The 21,373-nt window shown below is 36.5% G+C and carries 13 protein-coding genes; 7 read left to right on the top strand and 6 right to left on the bottom strand.

Annotation, left to right across the window (positions count from 1 at the left end):
- Positions 1–586: 586 nt before the first annotated feature.
- The 4 genes from OWO01_RS14610 to OWO01_RS14595 all read left to right on the top strand — a co-directional run bounded on the left by OWO01_RS14610 (position 587) and on the right by OWO01_RS14595 (position 7,632).
- Entirely contained in the window at positions 587–4,558 is a 3,972-nt protein-coding gene (locus tag OWO01_RS14610; protein WP_268781211.1) for an endo-1,4-beta-xylanase, read from the top strand.
- Positions 4,559–4,933: 375 nt separating this feature from the next.
- Positions 4,934–5,833: a metal ABC transporter substrate-binding protein gene (locus OWO01_RS14605; protein WP_268781210.1), complete on the top strand. Its 900-nt coding sequence runs from the start codon at positions 4,934–4,936 to the stop codon at positions 5,831–5,833.
- A gap of 177 nt (positions 5,834–6,010) precedes the next feature.
- On the top strand, positions 6,011–6,772 hold the full coding sequence (locus OWO01_RS14600) for a metal ABC transporter ATP-binding protein (RefSeq protein WP_268781209.1): 762 nt from the start codon (positions 6,011–6,013) through the stop codon (positions 6,770–6,772).
- Positions 6,772–7,632: a metal ABC transporter permease gene (locus OWO01_RS14595; RefSeq protein WP_268781208.1), complete on the top strand. Its 861-nt coding sequence runs from the start codon at positions 6,772–6,774 to the stop codon at positions 7,630–7,632. The genes OWO01_RS14600 and OWO01_RS14595 overlap by 1 nt, the downstream gene beginning before the upstream one ends.
- A 124-nt stretch (positions 7,633–7,756) precedes the next feature.
- On the opposite strand, the gene OWO01_RS14590 is transcribed toward OWO01_RS14595, so the two are convergent.
- From OWO01_RS14590 to lacZ, 4 genes are all read right to left on the bottom strand, one after another.
- Positions 7,757–8,029: a DUF3006 domain-containing protein gene (locus OWO01_RS14590; protein ID WP_268781207.1), complete on the bottom strand. Its 273-nt coding sequence runs from the start codon at positions 8,027–8,029 to the stop codon at positions 7,757–7,759.
- Position 8,030: 1 nt separating this feature from the next.
- A complete protein-coding gene (locus OWO01_RS14585; RefSeq protein ID WP_268781206.1) occupies positions 8,031–9,362 on the bottom strand; it encodes an MBL fold metallo-hydrolase in 1,332 nt (443 codons plus the stop codon).
- A 341-nt stretch (positions 9,363–9,703) separates the two neighbouring features.
- Positions 9,704–10,441, bottom strand: coding sequence for a DUF4181 domain-containing protein (locus OWO01_RS14580; protein ID WP_268781205.1), 738 nt, complete (start codon positions 10,439–10,441; stop codon positions 9,704–9,706).
- A 594-nt stretch (positions 10,442–11,035) separates the two neighbouring features.
- On the bottom strand, positions 11,036–14,152 hold the full coding sequence (gene lacZ, locus OWO01_RS14575; RefSeq protein ID WP_268781204.1) for a beta-galactosidase, LacZ type: 3,117 nt from the start codon (positions 14,150–14,152) through the stop codon (positions 11,036–11,038).
- 249 nt (positions 14,153–14,401) lie between these two features.
- On the opposite strand from lacZ, the gene OWO01_RS14570 reads away from it, so the two are divergent.
- Positions 14,402–15,394: a LacI family DNA-binding transcriptional regulator gene (locus OWO01_RS14570; protein ID WP_268781203.1), complete on the top strand. Its 993-nt coding sequence runs from the start codon at positions 14,402–14,404 to the stop codon at positions 15,392–15,394.
- A gap of 229 nt (positions 15,395–15,623) precedes the next feature.
- On the opposite strand, the gene OWO01_RS14565 is transcribed toward OWO01_RS14570, so the two are convergent.
- Positions 15,624–17,135, bottom strand: coding sequence for a glycoside hydrolase (locus tag OWO01_RS14565; RefSeq protein WP_268781202.1), 1,512 nt, complete (start codon positions 17,133–17,135; stop codon positions 15,624–15,626).
- 290 nt (positions 17,136–17,425) lie between these two features.
- Positions 17,426–18,901, bottom strand: a complete 1,476-nt coding sequence (locus OWO01_RS14560; protein ID WP_268781201.1) for an ABC transporter substrate-binding protein — start codon at positions 18,899–18,901, stop codon at positions 17,426–17,428.
- Between the two features lie 656 nt (positions 18,902–19,557).
- On the opposite strand from OWO01_RS14560, the gene OWO01_RS14555 reads away from it, so the two are divergent.
- Both OWO01_RS14555 and OWO01_RS14550 read left to right on the top strand, forming a co-directional pair.
- The gene (locus OWO01_RS14555) at positions 19,558–20,649 is read left to right on the top strand and encodes a diguanylate cyclase (protein ID WP_268781200.1); all 1,092 of its coding nucleotides are present in this window, start codon (positions 19,558–19,560) and stop codon (positions 20,647–20,649) included.
- Positions 20,650–20,821: 172 nt separating this feature from the next.
- On the top strand, positions 20,822–21,373 hold the full coding sequence (locus OWO01_RS14550) for a LemA family protein (protein WP_268781199.1): 552 nt from the start codon (positions 20,822–20,824) through the stop codon (positions 21,371–21,373).

Below are 21,373 nucleotides of genomic sequence, written 5' to 3'. Positions count from 1 at the left end.
GTATTTTAATAGTCTCTATAGATAGCTATAGAAATAGTAGACTATTATTAAACAGCGAGGGGGTAGACAACTTTTTTGTTTCGCTATTATTGAACTAAAAGGATGCTGATCGAATAAGTAATAGTTCAGAACTGTAAAAAAAGACATCAGAGAGGTTAATATTAATATGCACAAATCATCAAACTCTAAATTCGATCATACTCTATACTTTTTATGTTAAGTTGTAAACAAAGTGGGGTTGCTCGTTTTGTAAGCGCTTTATATAATTGTGTTGGTAAAATTATCAAATAAAAGGAAGGGAGTTTAGTTGAGAAGAAGAATTTTGATTATTACTTAGGAGGTGGCTTTTAAACAAGAGTCATTATTAAGGTAAGCATCAAATAGTCCACACAACATGTGTAGAGTTCTATTCTAGTTAATTCCTATTTACCAGTTCGATTTTTTTACTTATTAGGTGTAAAGGTAGTATAGCTTTTTGTGAGAATTTATTAAACAGCTTTAATGTAAGCGTTTTACTCTATTTTAGGTGACTTTTATCAAAAAAGAATCAACGAATGGTAAGTATACATTTTTAGGAGGATTGTTAATGAGGAAAAAGCATATTGATAAATTTTTCGTAAGATTAATGATTGTATTATTACTTATTCCATACTTTAGCCCGGCTTTTACGACTTTGGCAGCGGGGGATGAGAATGACAATATAGAAAATGTCGTTTATTCAACAGACTTTTCAACTGACGACCACGGTTTTGCAACTGCAGCCGGGGGTACAGGGAATGTTCAGACATTATTAGTTAATGGTGAAGAGGTACAAGGATTTCATATTACTGATCGAACTGGAGGGTGGAACTCACCAACCTTATCTTTTGAAGCAGCAGAATTAGAAGTTGGTAAAACATATCGTGTTACAGCTAACTACTACAGTGATGAGGCTGAAGATGTGTCTGGTTCTTATCAAATCGCAGATAACAATTATTCACTATTTGACGGATTAACTCCGATAGTAAATGAAGAAGTTGTAACTGTAACAGCAGAGGGGAATATTGGTGAAGATATATCTGGATATTTCCGTTTCCAAACTAATGGTGATGGAGCAGATGGATTATCATATTACTTACTTGATGTGGTGATTGTTGAAGTAGAAACAGATGAAGAAGATGAAGTTACTTTCGAACCACAAACCATTGGATTTTTTGATTTTGAAGAAAATGCTAATGGATTTTCACGAAATGGTGATGCAACAATCTCTAGAACAACTGATGAAAGTCATACAGGTGAGTATAGTTTAAGTGTAACAAATAGATCAGCTGATTGGCATGGAGCTAGAGTAACACTTACTGACTCTATCTATCCAACTGCCACATACCGAGTAACAGGCTATGTTAAATCAGCAGATTTTGAAGAAGATGAATTATTTAAAGCTACAGTAGATGATGGCGATTATACAACATTTGCTCAGGTAAATATCACATCTGATGAATGGACAGAATTTACAGGTGAATATTCTACAAGAATAGGAGCAGAAGATCTTCAAGTTTATTTTGAATCTAGTGATGTTACTTCTGAATTTTATCTTGATGATATTACATTTGAATTGATCGCTCCTCCTGAAGATTTAGGTGATTCAGAACCAGCTCCAGCATTTGAAACAATTGACTTTGAAGATGCTGATTTGCATGAAACTTTCAACGGTTTCGAGCCAAGAGGTGGCGTTGAGGAACTAACAATTGTTGAAGGTGTTAATAATACTGAAGGCGGAAATCACTCATTACTAACTGAAAACCGTACCCAGGAATGGCATGGGGTTATGATCGATGTGTTTGATTATATTGATTTAGGAAGTGAATACGAAGTTTCTGTCTGGGTAAAAATGCACGAACCTGCTAGTGCGAATGTTCAATTAAAAGCACAAATTGGTTCTGGTGATGGTGCAAGCTATCCTGATATAGCTTCAGCAACCGTTACTGATGGCGAATGGGTTCATCTACAAGGAACTTATACATTTAATAGTTCTGGTGGTGGTAACCTAGCTGTCTATTTAGAAACAGATAATCCTAATGAATCTTTCTACATTGATGATTTTAACTTTGTAAAACTTGATACGGCGCCAACTGAAATACAACATGATTTACCATCACTTAAAGAGATTTATGCTGATGACTTCTTGATCGGTAATGCAGTTAACCTACCTGATTTTGAGGGTGTTAGATCCGAATTGTTGAAGAAGCATTTCAATTTAGTAACGGCTGAGAATGCAATGAAACCTGCATATGTGCATGATGCAGATGGCAATCTTGACTTTGCTAGCCAGAATGAATTTGTTCAAACGGCTATCGATGCAGGATTTAAGATCCATGGTCATGCGATCACATGGCACTCTCAATCGAACTACGATATTTTATTCCCAGAAGGTATATCGAGAGAAGATGCAATCGAGAGCTTGGAAAATTATATCGAAGCAGCAATTACAAACTACGCACAATTTGGTGATGACATTGTTTCTTGGGATATCTTAAACGAAGCCATTGTCGTAAGAAGTGCGCCATATGATAATTGGACTGCTCACTTAAGAGATACACGTGCGCTTGAAGTGATTGGTGACGACTATATTCAGATTATTTTTGAAAAAGCGAAAGAAGTAAGAGATGATTTGGGACTAAACTTCACATTGTATTACAATGATTATAACGATCATCTTCAAGATAAAGCACAAATTATGTACTATATGGTTAAAGATATTAACGAAACTTATCAAGCTGAAAATAACACGGATGAATTGTTAATTGAAGCTGTAGGGATGCAATCACACTACAATAACAACTTGAATCCATCAAACGTTAGACAATCAATGGAGCGCTTCATTAGTTTAGGCGTAGAAATTGGTGTAACGGAGCTTGATGTTATGGCTGGTGATGACTATGTCTTAACAGAAGCTGAAGCGATGAGACAAGGTTATGTTTATGCCAGCATTTTTGAGATCTATAAAGAACATAGTGAACATATCTCTAGAGTAACATTCTGGGGCCTTGATGATGGATCAAGTTGGAGAGGGGAACAAAATCCATTACTTTTTGATAATAGACTTCAAGCTAAACCAGCATTTTATGCAGTAGCAGATCCTTCTGGATTCTTAGAAGATTACGAAGAAGTTGAATTGCCACCAAGACGCGGTCAAGCGGTATATACTGATCAAGCGCCAACAATCAATGGTGAAATTGATTCCGTGTGGAACGAAGCTGTTGTTATGACAGCTAACCGTGCACAGCAAGCTTGGCAAACTGCGAGAGCAAATACGCGTGCTTTATGGGATGAAGATTTCTTGTATGTGTTACTTGAAGTAGCTACTTCTGAGCTAGATGATACGAGTGAAAATGCTTGGGAACAAGATTCAGTAGAAGTTTTTCTTGATCAAAACAATACAAAGCAAGGAAGTTATTCTTCAAATCAAGGTTTTGGTCAATATCGTGTTAACTTCAATAATGTCTTTACAACAGGTTCTGGTGGACCTTATGATGGTGTTGAAACTGCTACTGCGGTTAACGGTACACACTATGTTGTAGAAATGAAGATTCCACTTTATGCTATTGAACCAGTTGACGGTCATATTCTTGGTTTTGATTTCCAAGTTAATGACGCCCAAAATGGTGCGCGCCGTGGGGCAATGGCTTGGAATGATATGTCAGGTCAAGGTTTCTCTGATCCTTCCGTGTTTGGGGAATTAATTCTTGTGAGTGATCGTGATGAAGCAATTGAAGAGATTGTGGTCACATTAGGCCAATCAGTGGTCTTAATTGATGCGGCAAAACTAGTTATCGATGGTATGAAAACATCAATTTCAATACCTGCTGATATTCCTTTTGGTACAGAAGTAACGATAGAAGAGTATTCACCAGATAACGAATTGGATGTTGCGGGTAAAGTCTTAACCCCTGCTGGTGAAATGATCACTGTTACATTGAATTTCCCAGAAGGTGAAGAAGATTATGAAGGTGAATTTGTACTGGAGTTAGGAATTAACCCTGATGCTCAAAATCCAGGTATCTTCTATCTTGGTGTAGACGGTTGGGAATATGTTGGTGGAGAAGTTGATGGTGATGTTATTAGAATCACAGTTAATGGATTCTCAACATATGGTGTATTTGAAGTAGAAACTGGAGTTCCAGGAGATGATGGGGATCCAGGGGATGATGAAGGTCCAGGGGATGATGGAGATCTGGGAAATGATGAAGGTCCAGGAGATGATGGAGATCCGGGAGATGATGGAGATCCAGGAGATGATGGAGATCCAGGAGATGATGGAGATCCAGGAGATGATGGAGATCCAGGAGATGATGGAGATCCAGGAGATGATGAGACATCAGGAGACGGTGAAGCCCCAAGAGAAAATGACACGGATAGTGACGAAGAAAAAGAAGTTGTTAATGACGATAAAGATGGAGATAATCTTCCTGACACAGCAACGAATAACTATAACCTGCTGTTGATTGGTTTTCTTACTTTACTTGCTGGAGTAATCTTCTTAATAGTCATTAACCGACGCGAAAAACTAATGAATTAATATTTAATAGAAGCTCTCAAGGCCATAACAGGCTTTGGGAGCTTCTTATTTTAAGTGGGGTGCCTGTCACCGCTCGTTTTTTGTCGAATGATCGTAATTTTAGTTAAAAATTTTTTTATAGAAAAGGCTAGACAAAATACTTATTAGTATTCTATAATTAACTCAAGTTTTTCCTTAGGGCAAAAAAAATAATCAAGTACAACTAAATAGTTCAGATCAAATGTTTTATCTCATAGTCAACTTTTTATGTTTATTTAATATGATGAGGTGAGTTAGTCGTAAAAAGTTGAATCGAGAAAAATGTAACAGCAGCTATTGTATAAAGCTTAAGAAAAAAGATAAGATAAAAATGATAAAAGGAGAGTGTAGCAAAAAATGAAGAATGCAGTATTTCTATTCGTTTTTTTCGTGTTAATCAGTGGAATTTTAATGGGTTGTGATAATAACGGAGTTGAAGAAGAACAAAGTGATGGTTTGGCTATTACAACTAGCTTTTCAGTGTTAGGGGATATTATTGATCAAATTATTGGTGATCGTGGTCATGTGGATTATATTGTTCCAATTGGAGAAGAACCTCATGAATATGAGCCAGTGCCTAGTGATTTTAGAAATGTTAGTGATGCAGATGTTTTTTATGTGAATGGATTGGATTTGGAAGAATGGTTAGAAAATATTGTGGAGAATGTAACAGATACAGAAATTGTTACTCTTGCTGATGGCGTAACACCGATTCCGTTAGAAGGTGATGACGAAGCTGATCCCCATGCTTGGTTAAGCCCGAAAAATGTTATCATTTATGTAGAGAACTTAGTGAATGATTTGAAGGAAAGAGACCCTGAGGGGGAAGCTGTTTATACAGAAAATGCAGAAGCTTATTTAACAGAACTAGAAGAACTAGATGATTGGATCACTGAACAAGTTAGTCAAATTCCTGAAGAACATCGTGTCATTGTCTTGAGTGAGAATGCCTTTAAGTACTTCGGAGAAGATTATGGTTTTCACACAGAAGGAATTTGGGAAATTAACTCTCATGAAGAGGGAACGCCTCGACAGTTCGCACGATTAACGGAGTTAGTAATTGAACGGAATGTACCAGGTTTGTTTGTTGAAACGACTGTAGATACTCGTTATATGGAAACTATATCAAACGAATCCGGTGTTCCGATTGTCGGTGAAGTTTATACAGATGCGGTCGGAGAATCGGGAAGTGGTGCAGATACGTATATTGATATGATGAGACATAATGTGGAAGTATTTACTGAAGGGCTAATGTAGATCCAGGGCTGGTAAAAGGCACCTTTTATAAGTGTGCCTTTTGGTGTAATTGTCTCTAAAACGTAAAATCATTTAACATTATAGCTATGTAGGCGTATAATGAATTGATAATGCCTATTTTTAGTTTATTAATTAATTTAGAAAATCTAATCATCCTATATCAAAGGAGGTTGTGTTGTGGGTGCAAGCAAAGCTATAGAAGTAAGTGACCTCTCTGTCTCCTACCATGGTCAAAAAGCGTTAGAGGATATTTCCTTTTCTATTGAGCAACAACAATTAGTTGGAATAATTGGCCCAAATGGTGCTGGGAAGTCTACATTAATGAAAGCAGTATTAGGATTAATTATATCGTGTAAAGGAAAAATAACAGTGCTAGATCGAAATATAAATACTGTTCGTAAAAAAGTTGCATATGTACCACAAAGAAATGATCTAGATATGGATTTTCCAGTTTTAGTTGAGGATGTTGTGTTAATGGGGCGTTTTCCTCATTTAACATGGTACGGTCGACCAAAAGAAAAAGATCGTGAAATCGCTCGAAAATGTTTAGACCAGGTTGGCATGTCCGAGTATCGAAGACGCCAGATTGGTGAATTATCAGGTGGACAGCAGCAGCGTGTTTTTTTAGCAAGAGCATTGGCACAAGAAGCAGATATTTTCTTTTTAGATGAACCATTTGCAGGAATTGACGTAACTTCTGAACGTATTATCATTGATATGTTAAAAAGCTTGCGTGATCAAGGAAAAACACTTTTTGTTGTTCATCATGATTTAAGTAAAGTAGAAAGTTATTTTGATCACCTGATTTTATTAAACAAACGCTTGGTTGCTTATGGAAAACCAGATGAAGTAGCAAGTGTTGATAATATTGAAGAAGCTTACCGTGGCAGCGCGATTATTTTGTCTGGAGAAAATGGTAAGGTGGTGGCAAGCAACTAATGGGAAATTTCGTTTTTTTCTTTGAATCTCTTTTTCAATATCAATATTTACAGAACGCTATGATTGCGGGTATTTTAATCGGAATTATTTGCGGTGTAGTTGGATGCTTTATTATTTTAAGAGGAATGGCTTTAATGGGGGATGCAATTTCCCATGCAGTTTTACCAGGTGTTGTTCTTTCTTATATGTTTGGAATTAGTTTTTTTATTGGGGCAGTGGTAACTGGGGTTATAACGGCCTTAGCTATTGGCTATGTTTCACAAAATAGTAAAATAAAACATGATTCTTCGATAGGGATAATGTTTACCGGAGCTTTTGCCTTAGGTATTGTTTTAATTACCCTTAATCGAGGTACGGGTGTTCATCTTTGGGATATCCTTTTTGGGAATGTGTTAGCTGTATCGAGAGCGCACCTCTGGATGACTGTTGGTATTGGAGTGGTTGTTTTGGCACTGATTTTTATTTTCTATAAACAATTGGTGCTAAGTACTTTCGATCCAACAATGGCCCAAGCGATTGGATTGCCAATAAAATGGATCAACTATACTTTCATGTTAGTACTCTCTCTTGTTACCGTGGCGTCATTGCAGTCCGTAGGTATCATTCTCGTGGTAGCAATGCTAATTACACCAGGATCAACGGCATACTTGCTAACTGACCGTTTGCCAGTAATGATGGTGCTTTCAGCTGCCTTTGGATCTGTGTCTGCGATTATCGGTGTTTATTATTCATTTATTTATGATGTAGCAACAGGTGCATCCATTGTTTTGGTTGCATCAATACTATTTGCACTTGTATTTTTGTTCGCTCCAAAGAACGGTGTAGTAATCCGATCAATCCGATCAAAACTAGCAGATTAGGTGCCTGTCACCGCCCGGTTTTTGTCGAACGATAGGAGTGTGGGGTGAAGTAGTCTAACTTCAGTCTGCATTAAATATAAAGAAGCCAAACATCCGCGAACCGTCGAATTGTTTGGCTTTTCGATTATTTTCTTTTGAATTTACTTCCTTTTTTCAGCGTTCGGATACGGTTCATTTGTTTATTAATCTTATGCTTGGTCTCATCCGTTTTTTGCGAGTCGAAGCGCATTTCTACAATTCGGTTATTCTCAATATCGATTTCAAACCAATCATTTGGTTTTGCTCCTGAAGGAAGTAGGAGCAGATCAATTACATATTCTTGATTTAACCCTTCAACTAGGAGAACGGCTTTGTTGTTATCTGATATACGATCAAAAACAGCTTGATATAAGATCATGCTAACCTCCTGTGCATGCCAATTCTTGGTTTTTAATATCTTGCAATCTACCGGCAGCTATTCCATTTACTCTTGTTAATGCGTCTACCGAATCAAATGGGCGTAATTGAATAATGTCTTCAGCACGAGCGGGTCCGATGTGAATAATTTCTTGTAAGTCATCAATGGATGCAGTGTTAATATCAATACAATCTTCGGGTGCTTCGGAAGCTTTTGATGCTGAATTATTATTATTTTCTTTTTCTCTGTTACTAACAAAATCATTAGAAGTACTTGTTGTACCGGGATTTACTTTTCCGTCTTTATTGGTAGAAACATTGATGCCATTCCCATCTGTTTCTACAATAATAGTACCATGGACATCCGTCCCGTATAAGTTAATACCGTGGCTATTGACACGATCGATCACTTCCCCGTGAGGATGACCATAACTATTTTCAGCGCCAGCAGAATAGATAGCAATTTTTGGACTAACTGCAGTTAAAAATGCTGTGCTAGTTGATGTATTCGATCCATGATGACCTAACTTTAAAACATCCGCGTCTAATTGAAAGCCCTGATTAATCATGGATTGTTCATCCGATTGATAAGCATCTCCTGTCAAAATAAAAGAAACATTGCCATAAGTGAGTTTCATGGAGATCGAGTTATTATTTGGATCATTTTGTAAAGTGCTGGGATGTAAGATTTCTATCGTCACTGGTCCTAAATCATAAACATCTCCTGTTCTTGGTTCATCATAGCTGACATCACTTTGTTCAATTGCTGTCATCACTCGTTCAAATGTGTTCGAAGTAGCGATACCTCCAGACATCCAAACTTCTTCTACCTGAAAATGATTGATCACATCATCCATTTGTCCAATATGATCTGCGTGTTCGTGAGTTCCAACTAAAATATCAATATTCTCGATACTTTGTGACTGCAAATAGGTGGTGACATCAGATTGGTTCCAATTTCCTGCATCAATTAACATGGCATAATTTTTATCATCATGACTTAATGTAATCAGTGTAGCATCTGCTTGTCCGACATCGATGAAATGGGCATGTAGCAACCCATCAATGGATGAACTAGCTGAATCTGAACCAGATTCACTATTTTGCTTTTCTGTTGTAGCTCCAACGCGTTCTTCAAATTTTCCCCTATCATGATCATCTGTTTCATCTGTCGGCTGAATTTCTTCATGGATTTCTTGTTCTTCAGTTCTTTGCTCAATTTCTTTTGTTTCCTTGTTATCCATAAAATCTGTATTTGGTTCCGTTGTACCACAACCAAATAAAAATGCAACGATAAACAAGTTCAGTATAGTCAAAACTCTCTTTTGATGCATAATTTCCCCCTAGTTGGTGAGTATGAACATTATCATAGCACGACGTAGGGTATCTGTCATTCGGGAATGCTTAAACAAGTGTCATGGTGAATTTAGTAAGAAAAGAATAAACATTAGTTTCTTAATCAGTAAAAAAACTCACCATTATGAGTTTAGAAGCGAGTAATTTAAGGGGGCATGGTAAGTCCCTTATTTAAAATAGAAGATATTCAAGTTGAAACGGAGGTCTTATTTCACCGATTTTCCCCTCGGTTGTGAATCAGTCACATAGCATTTAGGAAGAACTACTAGCAATGAATACTTCCTTGTTTACCTTTCATTGATAATAATTTATGCTTACCTTAGTCAAAATGCCCATCTTCCAGCTTCTCATATAGAGTATTATCTCCTATCACTTTATAGAGCTGAGATTCTATACGAATGTGCTGTTTATAAACAGATATATTTTGATGAGTATTGTATCCGTAGCTGAATCTAAAAGAGTAAAAGTATTGATCATCACTGTTCGTAAATCCTCTGCGCAGTTCTAAATCCTTTAATTCAATTATAAGTTCGTTCATGTCTTGGTCATTTTCCAGAGTAATAGTACGTCTTCTCATTAATCTATCTAGAACGTTATCGGCATTTTCGTTTACCTGATAGTGCATAATTTCAATTGATTCGATTGACTCACTATTGATTGAATCGGCATTAGCATTAATGTCGTCGAAAGTTAAGGTGGTATAAAAGTAAGATAACACCCCAATAGAAATAATGAGAGCACTTATTGTATGTAAAAGGGAAATAAGATAATCCTTTTCTTCTCGTTCATACTTGTATTCCACATACGTATCATAGATGAGTGAAAAAATAACAACAATCATAAGTGTGATACCAAAAAATTCATAATAATTAGAAATGAATAATCCAGTTATACAAACAATTGCAAAGAATAGACAAATGCGCTTAACAACTTTGTGTGTGTTGTTGATAGTTCGATACGGCCAAACGTTAACTTCAATGGTGAATTTTCTTTTAACCCATAGTGTTAAAAGTAAGGTTACAAGCATAACAGAAGTAATAAATAGACTTAGATACATGCAATCATCCTTTCAAATCAGTAGATCATTCATTTATTACATAGTAGGATAACATATTTTTTTGGTTTTGTCGGTATATTTTGGAAAAACTGAATTTGTCCCGGAGCAACCGTCCGTAAGACTCCCACTTCAAAACAACGAGAATATCAAATTGTTACAGTGGGAGTACCGGACGCTAGCACCCGAATGGTTCAAGGGTCTTTAGGTCATCCTTTAGGGCTAACAATCAGTGGGGGAATACCTAAAAACCCCCACTGATTGAAGTTTCACTTTATAAATCAGCTTCAAAAGATCGATAGAATAAAAGTAATTGATTCGAGATGGCAAAGTTTCATAGGACAATAGTGTGGTTGTTTTTCTAACTTATGACTGGAAGAACGAACAAATGCACCGCTTATCATCTGGGGATTTTTGAACATCTACCTAGAGAACTATCTTAATTAAGAGTTTTGGCAATGTTTCTCCTTAAATACTTATTCGATAGCATTTTGGCCAACTTTCCACATAACTGAACTTGAATTTTTCCGCCAAGGGGTTGCGCACTCTTCTAACAAAAAAAGGGTACACCCATTACGGATATCCCCTTTTACTTAGTTATGATTTAAGTTCTAGTTTGAATTGATATTGATACGTTTTGTTGGCAGGTAAAGTGAACTCTGGATGTGTTTGTTGTCCCCAACTATCATCCCCGCCAATCCCCATCTGTTTATGATTGATTCTTAATACAGTGGTGTCAGATTCAGGTAATTCATAGGGATGCATTGCTTGCTCTAGTTGTTCTGGTTTATAAGGTAATGCACTAACCTCAACAGGTTGAGTGGTAGAAATCTTCAAACCAGCTCCATTCTCATTGTGCAATAAAAGTTCACGTACTTCTGTTAGATTACCAGACTCTTGTGGTTTCAAATAGGGAGTTAATCGATGTCTCACTTGATCTTGGTAGCGATCAAGCTTAGCTCCGAACTGGCGGTCCCAATATGTTTCGTGCGGTCCTTTTCCATACCAGTTTAGTTGATTATAGCTTGAATGCAGTATAGTCATTAGACCGATTACTGGTAGGTCGGGCAAACCTTCTCCAGGCAATAATTGATAATTAATTTCTATAGCACCATTGTGATCGATAGAGTATGTTAAACGAATGCTTGTATGATTCAAGCCGGGATAGATAATTTGAGTATTAATTTTACATCTATTCGACTCCTGCGTTACTTCTAAACCTGCTAATATAGAATTTCCTGTCTTTTCCCAAATACCACTTCGATCACGTAGATGATTGCCACGATCGTTATCCGTTAATGCGCGCCAAAAATTAGGCTTAATAGGTCTTTTGATAATATCGTCACCTTTATAACTGAAGTGTTCGATAAATCCAGTCGATTTATTGACCTGAATGGATCGCTCGTTAGCGAAAATGAGAATGTGTCCTTGTTCTTCAGTGACAATAATTTCGCCTGTTTCTGACTGCTTCACAGAAACGGTTTCCATATGAGTAGGCAATACAAACTGTTCAAAAGCAACTTCATGTTCTTGTTCTGCCCAAACACTTTGTTCACGTTCAACAAAAGAAACGGTTAAGACATGTTCATCCGTAAGAGATCTTTTCACTGGTAAAAGATAATCAATCTGAATAACCGATGAATCTAACGGATCAACATTTACAACTGTTTCCCCTTTGGAAAGGAGGTATCCATTCTCTTTGATGTACCACCGAAGTGTGAAATCTTTGAGTGACGTAAACAAATATTTATTAGTTATTTTAATCTGTCCAGCTGTTAAGTTTACTGCCTCTAGATCTATATTTTGATAACATTTTTTCACTTCTGGTAATTTCGGACTTATTTCTCCATCTGCAAAAATAATCCCGTTTCCAGCAAAGTTACCATCATGAGGCGATTCGCCAAAATCCCCACCATATGCTAAATAATGGATTCCATCTTCTGTTTCATGACGTAGGGCTTGATCTTTCCAATCCCAGATAAAGCCACCTTGTAAGATCGGGTATGCATCGAAAAGTTTTGTATATTGATAAAAATTGCCTAAAGAATTCCCCATCGCATGACTAAACTCACATAAAATATATGGTTTTTTATTTGGTTGATTTTTCTTAGCATAAGCTTCTATACCATCAGGTGAAATATACATGGTGCTTTCAACATCAGAGCAGTGATCTGATTCGCGATAGTGAAACGTTCCTTCATAATGAATAAGTCTACTGTCGTCATGTTGACGTAGGAAATCTGCCATATGTATGAAGTTATCTCCACCAAATGATTCGTTACCTAGCGACCATATTAATATGGAAGGATGATTTTTATCACGTTGAAACATGGAATGAACACGATCTAAAACATTTTCCTTCCATTCAGGTCTGCTTCCGGGAATTGCCTTGTCTAATCCCTTTTGACCATATTTCCATGTTCCGTGTGTTTCTAAATTCGTTTCATCTATGACATATAAACCGTAATGATCACAAAGGTCATACCATTTAGGATGGTTAGGGTAATGGGAAGTACGCACGGCGTTAATATTAAATTGCTTCATCAGCAAAATGTCATTAATCATATCTTGCTCGGTTACCGCACGGCCCCGATCTGCTTGGAATTCATGACGATTGACTCCTTTAAAGACAATCCGCTTACCATTCAACATCATTAAACCATCCTTCAGTTCAAATCGTCTAAACCCGACTGGCTGTTTTATCACTTCTAATAAATGTCCTTTTGCGTCGCAGACTTCGATAATAAGCTGGTATAAATAAGGTTTTTCAGCACTCCATTTCTTAGGGTTTTTCACGTTCGTAAGTATGGATACTTTTTCTAGTTGCTCTTGAAATTCGATGGTTTTCCCAAACGGTTCATCAAGTACATTACGTTCCTGATGATCGAATAGGTAGGCTTCTATATGAACTGTCTGTTTTTTTTGATAATAATCTTTGAGTTCCACATCCAAAGTAAGCGTAGCATCGTGATACTGATCATCAAGTGTATGACGTACGTGAATGTCTGTAATATGACTATTCGGTCTTCGTAGTATATACACATCACGGAAAATGCCGCTTAAGCGCCAAAAATCTTGATCTTCCAACCAACTCGCATCACTCCATCGGTAAACTTCTACTGCTAATGTATTTTTCCCTTCTATTAGGTAAGGAGTTAAGTCAAATAATGCAGGTGTAAAAGTGTCTTCACTATAACCGACAAAGTCTCCGTTTAACCAAACGTAAAATGCCGATTCTACCCCTTCGAAACAAATCTCTGTTGGCATCGATAACTGCTCTTTGCTTACATCAAACGTTTTGATGTATTGACCGACCGGATTATAATTGGTGGGAGCAAAGGGAGCTTCGATTTGATCATGTTCAATCCATGGGTAAGTAACATTAGTGTATTGTGGGTAGTCATATCCTTGTAGTTGCCAATGCCCTGGAACATTAATAATCTCCCAGTTATCATAGGTGTGTTTCTTGTCATAAAAGTCAACAAGTCGATCGGCAGGTTTCTCATACCATTGAAACAACCATTCACCATTTAAATCTTGTAGAAAAGCGGAAGAGTGATGACTATTTAATAAAGCATCTTTTCTTGTTTGGAATGGGATAAATGTAGTATGCGCTTTCTGTCGATTCACCTGAAAAATTTCGGGATTGTTATTCCATTCAGGATAACCGTTCTTTGGTCGCACATACGAATATTTCTCTAAAGGTTTGGACATAAGTATTTCCCCCTTCATAATTGGTAACGCTTTCTTATCTATCAGTTTAAGATCTTACAATCTCCAAGTCAAGGTAAAAATAACTTTAATTTTACTAATATTTTTACTTGTAATTATTATTGGCAGATTAACTAGAAGTACTCCTATATGCTTAACTTTATGTTCGATTGACCTAAAAGTAAAACTCAAGTAAAATTAACTTATATTATAAAAAATTTCCTTGTTTGATTTCAAATAGAGGTGACAAACATGGCAACAACGATTAAAGATATTGCAGAAAAAGCAGGCGTGTCCATCGCGACGGTTTCTAGAGTGCTTAATTTCGATAGTACACTTTCGGTTGGTGATGATACAAAAAAACGAATTTTTGCAATTGCTGAAGAACTTGATTATAAAAAGAGAAAACAAAAACAAAGGGATACAAAAAGGATTGCTTTCTTTCACTGGGGAACTGAAAGTGAAGAATTAAATGATGTCTATTACATGGCTATTCGAGTTGGAATTGAAGAACGTTCCGCTTTTCATCACATACAGTTGTTCAAATTCTTAAAAAAAGATGAGTTAGAACTACCGAAAAATCTAGATGGGATCATTATTGTTGGACATATCGATGATCAGGTTTTAAAACAAATCAAAAAAGTAACAACCAATATTGTTGTGGTTGATCCTTTTTTCGATACGGAAGGTATTGACTCGGTTCGGGTTGATTTTCGTAAGGTAACGAAGCAAATTATCGATCATTTTATCCAAAAACAACATACGGAAATTGGATTTCTAGGTGGTTATGAAACTTTCCATAACACTCACGAACCAATTCAAGACAAGCGTGAATTGTATTTTAGGCAGCATATGGAGAAACTTGGTTTGCTAAACGAAGATTATATTTTCATTGATGATTTCACTGCAGATAGTGGATATCATATGATGAATAAGGCAATTGAAACGTTAAAAGATAGACTCCCGACTGCGTTCTATGTAGGAAGTGACCCCATTGCTATTGGTGCATTACGGGCTTTGCATGAACAAAATATCGAAGTGCCTAGTCGAGTAAGTCTGATAAGTATTGATGATATTAGTGTGTCTAAGTATGTTTACCCTGCTTTGAGTACGGTAAGAATTGAGACGGAGTTAATGGGGGAAACAGCAGTGGACTTAATCATGGAAAGGCTAGCAACAGAACGCACCGTTGCTAAAAAAGTCTACATTGAAACGACATTAAAACTTCGGGACTCTTGTCTTTAAATGGGAAAAGCAGTGGGGATTGTCCCCACTGCTTACTTTGATTTATTGGAAAGTGTCACGCTATATCTTGTCACTGTCAGCCCCTTACAAAATATAGCTTCTCTCTGTTTTTTAAAGGACCGGATGGTTTTTCGGGTTTATCTTTTTTTCTAAAATTATCCTATAGTAAACAAGTTTCTATTTTTTGTATTCCATATCAAATGATACTCCTGTCATTATGTTAACTTTTTTAATTAATTGTTGGGATAATATCTGAATAAATAAATGTCACAATTGAACGACTAGGAATTAATATGTTTTGATCTTCAATCGATTGAATGTGTAACGAAACATTTTCCGATGTTACATACATTTGATCAGGTTGGCTATTTTGACGACTAGAACAATCCTCTATATTGATAGATAGGTATTGAGAGTTTGTACTGAAATTTATCAATACAATTGTTAGTGTTTGGGAGATAGGATGATAATAAGCAGATGTCATAACGTGATGAGGATTTTGAGTAGCTTCGACATCCACTCTAATACTGCCTGGTCTAACAAATAGACTATAATGTCCCAGGGTCCATAAAAGTTTACTAGGCTGAATAACAGGTTCTTTTCCTGCTGTCACATCGTCTATATAGATGAGGCCATCTTTATAATCGTAAGGAGAGACGGCTAACCACCACTGCCATGATGTAACTTCTGTAACGGTAAGGTCGAAGTGAATCAAGCGAGCCACTTCTAATGCCGTGTTAATGGTTAAATCACGCTTAGGACCATTTTCATTTAATATACAGTATTCAGACATCCACAGTTTTGTTTCCTCTCCATAGCGTCTTAAATTTTTGTGGACATATTGTCGCAACTTTTCCAACCGATCTTCACCAGCATAATGATCAGACCAATAGGCGTGCGCACTTACTTTGTGACTGATAATCTCTGCTATTTCAGGATCACCTAACATCTCGGATAAGTACGATCGATACTTTCCAGGATAGGAGCCGTTTGCGTTTCCTCCTGTATAGTTATAACTGCTCTTCGTAAAGGATTGAAATAGATCATCATCAAGAATGGAAAGGTATTCGACGGCTTCTGGTGCATCAATTTCTATCGCTAAATCCCGCTTAAGAAGCGTGTTATATAATGCCTTAAGCACCGACTTTATCTCATTTATGTTGTACCGGTTTCCTTCTTGAGTTGCTTGATCCCAACTCCACGTAGGCTCGTTAATCGGACTAATATAGTGAAAGGGTAGACCTATATCTGAAAAATACTCTAGTACATCAGTCAGAAATATCGCAAATTTTTCAATGTATTCAGGTTTTAAATTGGTACTGCCAACAGAAGGGTCTGGTTGCCCATGGCCATTTTTGGTCATCCAGACAGGCGGACTGTTTACAAAAGCTATCAAGGTCTCAACACCTCTTTGTTTAGCCGCTCGTAAAAACCATTGTTGCCCAGCTTGTTTAGACCAATCATAATTTTCATGTTCTGTTTGTTTAAAACAAGCTACTCGCCGTAAGGGATCTTTTATGATATTTTGATCGGTATCTTGACTTCCTGCACCAATATTAAAACGCCACATGGATAAACCGATCCCCTTGTCTTTTGAAAACAATAAGTCAGCAATTTTATTTTTATCCTTCTCTGGCCATGTCTCACCAATAGTGTCTAATGCCCAGGCGCCTGATGCACCAAATCCATCAATTTTTTGGTATCTTTTTTTGATATGAATCTTGATTTCATCATTACTCATAAATAAATGCTCCTTAGAATTTTTTTTTATCTCGGAGTATCCGTCCGTAATTCCACTTCAAGAAACGTTTTTAAAGTGGAAGTAATGGAAGCTAACGCACGAGATCCTAGATCATCTTCTAGTACTATAAATTATAGGGGAAATACAGATTGAACTTTTACTGCAATACAGCAGTAAAATAGCCCAAGTAAATAATGTTGATCATTTACTTGGGTACTAGAATTCCACTAATTTTGTATGAAAAAAGGCCTCTAATGTCGTCACCGATGAATGTTCAACTGAATGACTGACTAGAAAATATCGTCCAGAGAAGCTTGGTGATATTGGTTTAACAATTCCGTCAACTCGCTAGCAATATCAAAAGCATTTACTTCGCCTTCAATGATAGCTTCCTCAACATTACCATACTCACCGCCAAAATAAACTTCATCTAAGAACCAGTCAAATCCTGGTAAAACACGACCACCAAGTGAAATTGGATATTTGATACGCTCTAAATATTCGTCATAATAATGACCTTCTGGTAATAAAGCTCGAAGTTCTTCCCATAAGTCTTCATCTTTTAATAGTGGTACACCTTCCGGATGATTGAATACACGATCCCCATTTTCGTAAGTTAGTGAACGAAAAGCTTCAAGACGGTGCTTCCAACCTTCACGCCCCCAACCCATGAATTTCATTAATTCATATGCTTCTCGAGGATGTTCGGTGATAGGTGAAAGCGATGCAAGGTCAATATAAGCTGGTTTATTTAATGTTTCTGCATTGTCACCGCGTGGTACAGGGTAAGGCACCCAACGAATACCAAGATCTGTAACTGACTCGTGTTTGAACTGCTCGATCGTCCAAAATGCATCAAAGTGAATGGCTACACGTCCTGTTAATGGTGCCCAAATATCTCGGTCACCAAAAGCTGCTTGTGCTTCATCTGTTCCACCAAAAGGAGCATGGTTGCCATGTCGGATAAATTCAGCACGTTTGTTAACAGAGTCTGCCCATTGTCCAGTCATGTCAAATTTTTCTCCATCCCAACCAAACTCGCCATAAGCATCTTCATTAACAATAGGCGCCATTGTTACTAAGTTCGTACCCATGTTCACACCGAAAATACCCGATTCTGGAACGGTCATTGTTTCAATTAGATCTAACATTTCATTATATGTCCAATCTGCTGACGGCATTTCTACATTCTGTTCATGAAATAAGTTCTCATCTAAAAATATTGTGAATGGAAAATGTGCACTTGCTGCAGCAAGTTTACGGTCTCCATCAAAATAACCTACATCTACTAATGTATCTAACAAATGATCGGTTTCAGGATCTGATTCAAAGTACTCGGTAAAGTCACCTAACCACATGTTTTTTATGGCTACATCTAGATTTCCGTTATACCAAAAAACGTCTGGTAGTTCGCCGTTGCTAGCTAAGTTCATTAAGAAGTCATTCCAACCTAAATCACCAGTGGCTTGCACGATTTCAACAGTTATGTTCGGATACTGTTCCATAAACTGTTCAGCTAAATGTAGATTTAAATCATAGTTTAACCAAGATCCGAAAGATAAAGTTATTTCTTCAGTTGTCATTGGAGGTAGTCCAGGGCGTTCTGTTTCATCCGAGTTATCATTATTCTTACTTGACTCTTCACTACGTGTGCTACCATCAGGGGTTTCGTTGCTTGAAACGTCATCCTCATTACCACAACCCGATATCAGCAGCAATACCAATATAAAAGCCGACAAGATGAAAAACCATGATCTTCTTATCATTTTCTTCCCCCATTTCTTTTAATGGAATTTCATTTATACTACAGGGAAAATGTTCACCCGCAATACCAGAGATTAATCATTGTTAAGAAATTTAATCTATAGAAGTTCTTAATAATTCCAATAGGATAAGTGCGAGCTCTAAATGGATGGTTGATTTGAAGCTCTCGTCAAACACTTTTATCGTTGGCGCAGATTGAGAAAAATTGAAAACAAGAGATATTGTTAGCGCTTTCAAAAAAACAGATATCTTTTTGAACGAGTAATTTATTTACCAATACAATATCATGATTTAGTAAAAAAGTGAAGTAAAAATTTACTTAAATTTAACTCTTTTAAGGGTACAATAATGTTGAGAATGTTTTTGGGGAAATTCGGTGCAATCAAAATCAAAAGTCTACTTTTAGTAATTGAAGAAATACACAGATACGACATAATGAGAGCCTCCTTGAATCGTTTGCATCAAAAAATTGTTAACATAGAAAAATATTATTACGATACTATTTTGTTTTTTTGAAAAGAATTTCTACTAAAATCCGTCAAATAATCTCGTTTGTTGTCGAATAAAGTATAGTAATTCCTAACTTGTTATATTAAAATAAGAATAATGTTTTATCCTCGTATCCAACTTTTAGTTTTGAAAGGACTGTACTTATACAGTGATTATTTTTTTTGAAGAATTCTTCTTAAACCTTACCGTCTTGATATCATTTATTTTTTTATATCACCAACTCTTCCAAAGACCACCTGATGATTTTTTAACAACAAAAGATAAGAGAAAAGGAATGGTTATTCTAGGTTTTTCTGGTGGAATACTAGGAATTGTGCTTATGTATTTCGCGATTGAGGCTACTGCTGATACATTAATTGACCTGCGTGTTATTCCATTGATGCTCGTCACGATTCACGGTGGTTTGTTGTCTACAATTATTACCGGCGCAATGATTACCATTTATCGTTTTATGTTGGGGATAAATGCTTCCTCGCTTGCAAGTTTATTTTTGATTAGTGGTTCTGCAGTCATATTTTTATATTTTGCTAAGAAATTCAAGAATAACTGGAAACGGATAGTCGTTATGCTAGTGCTTAGTAATGTAGTATTCTCTATGGTTACTTATCCATTATTCACAGAGTTTTCTACATATGTTCTATTTAATGTGGGATATTGGTTTGTTATTATTGTAGCGGGTTTAATGTCTACATACATGAATGGTTATTTAGTGCATTCCAATCAGTTATTCAAGGAATATAAAATTAAGGCATATGTTGATCCTTTAACAGGCCTGAATAATGTGAGAAGTTTTGATCGAAAGTTTAATGAAGCAAGACTATCCATTCAAAAAAGACAAACTACACTATCTATGCTAGTAGTTGACATTGATCTTTTTAAAAAAGTGAATGATACATATGGACATGCAGAAGGTGATGTCATACTAAAAAATGTAGCTTTAATTATTAAAGATAGCACACGGTTAGTTGACGTGGTTTCTCGTAACGGAGGAGAGGAGTTTACTGTATTAATGATTGGTGCTTCTCATTCACTTGTAATGAAAATTGCTGAAAAAATCAGAGAAAATTGCGAATCACATTTGTTCTCTATAAACAACGGTGAACAAAATATTAGCATTACGGTTTCGATTGGTGTAGCAACATACCCAGAGCATACACAACAAATCGACGACCTTTATCATAACGCTGATGCAGCACTGTATCGAGCAAAAAATAGTGGCCGAAACAAAGTTTGTTCTTAGCGGTGCCTGTCACCGCCCGTTTTTTGTCGAATGAAAAAGATTATCGGTGTAAGATATTTCAAATTTTAGATAAGTAAAACGAAAACCAATGGTAACTTATACCTATTTTTATATTTAACAAGCCATATTTTCGTTATAATAATAATAGATTGATAAAAAGGAGTGTATTTGTATGATTTATTATCTTATCGGTACTATTGTAATTATTGTTTTATTGATTGGTTGGGTTATTTCTACTTATAACAATCTCATCCGAGCACGAGAGTTAGTAAGGAATGCTATGGGACAAATATCAACCCAAGTAGAGTCACGTTGGGACGCATTGAAAAATATGATTGAGGGAACAAAACAGTATGCGGAATATGAAGCGAAGACACTTGCTGATATTACAGAGCAACGATCTACACTTGGGCAAGGTGCAGCAGTATCTGACGTGAATGAAGATGATCGCTTGTTCAATCAAGCGATGGGCAAGTTGTTTGCGGTGGCTGAAAGTTATCCAGAATTAAAAGCAAGTCAAGTGTATCAAGATACATTAAAAAATGTAGATAAATACGAACAACAGGTTCGTCAATCTCGGATGATTTTCAATGATACGGTGACAAAATATAATCGTATCATTCAAACAGTACCATCTAATATTATTGCAAATCTGTTTCATTTTACGACGGAAACTTATTTTGAAAATTCTTCAAACAAAACAGATATGCCAAGTTGGAGTTGA

Origin of the sequence: Natronobacillus azotifigens, from assembly GCF_026805325.1 — a bacterium.
In the GTDB taxonomy this organism is placed as follows: Bacteria; Bacillota; Bacilli; order Bacillales; family Amphibacillaceae; genus Natronobacillus; species Natronobacillus azotifigens.
Note: the sequence above shows the minus strand (reverse complement) of the source record. Positions and strands in the feature narration are given on the sequence as shown.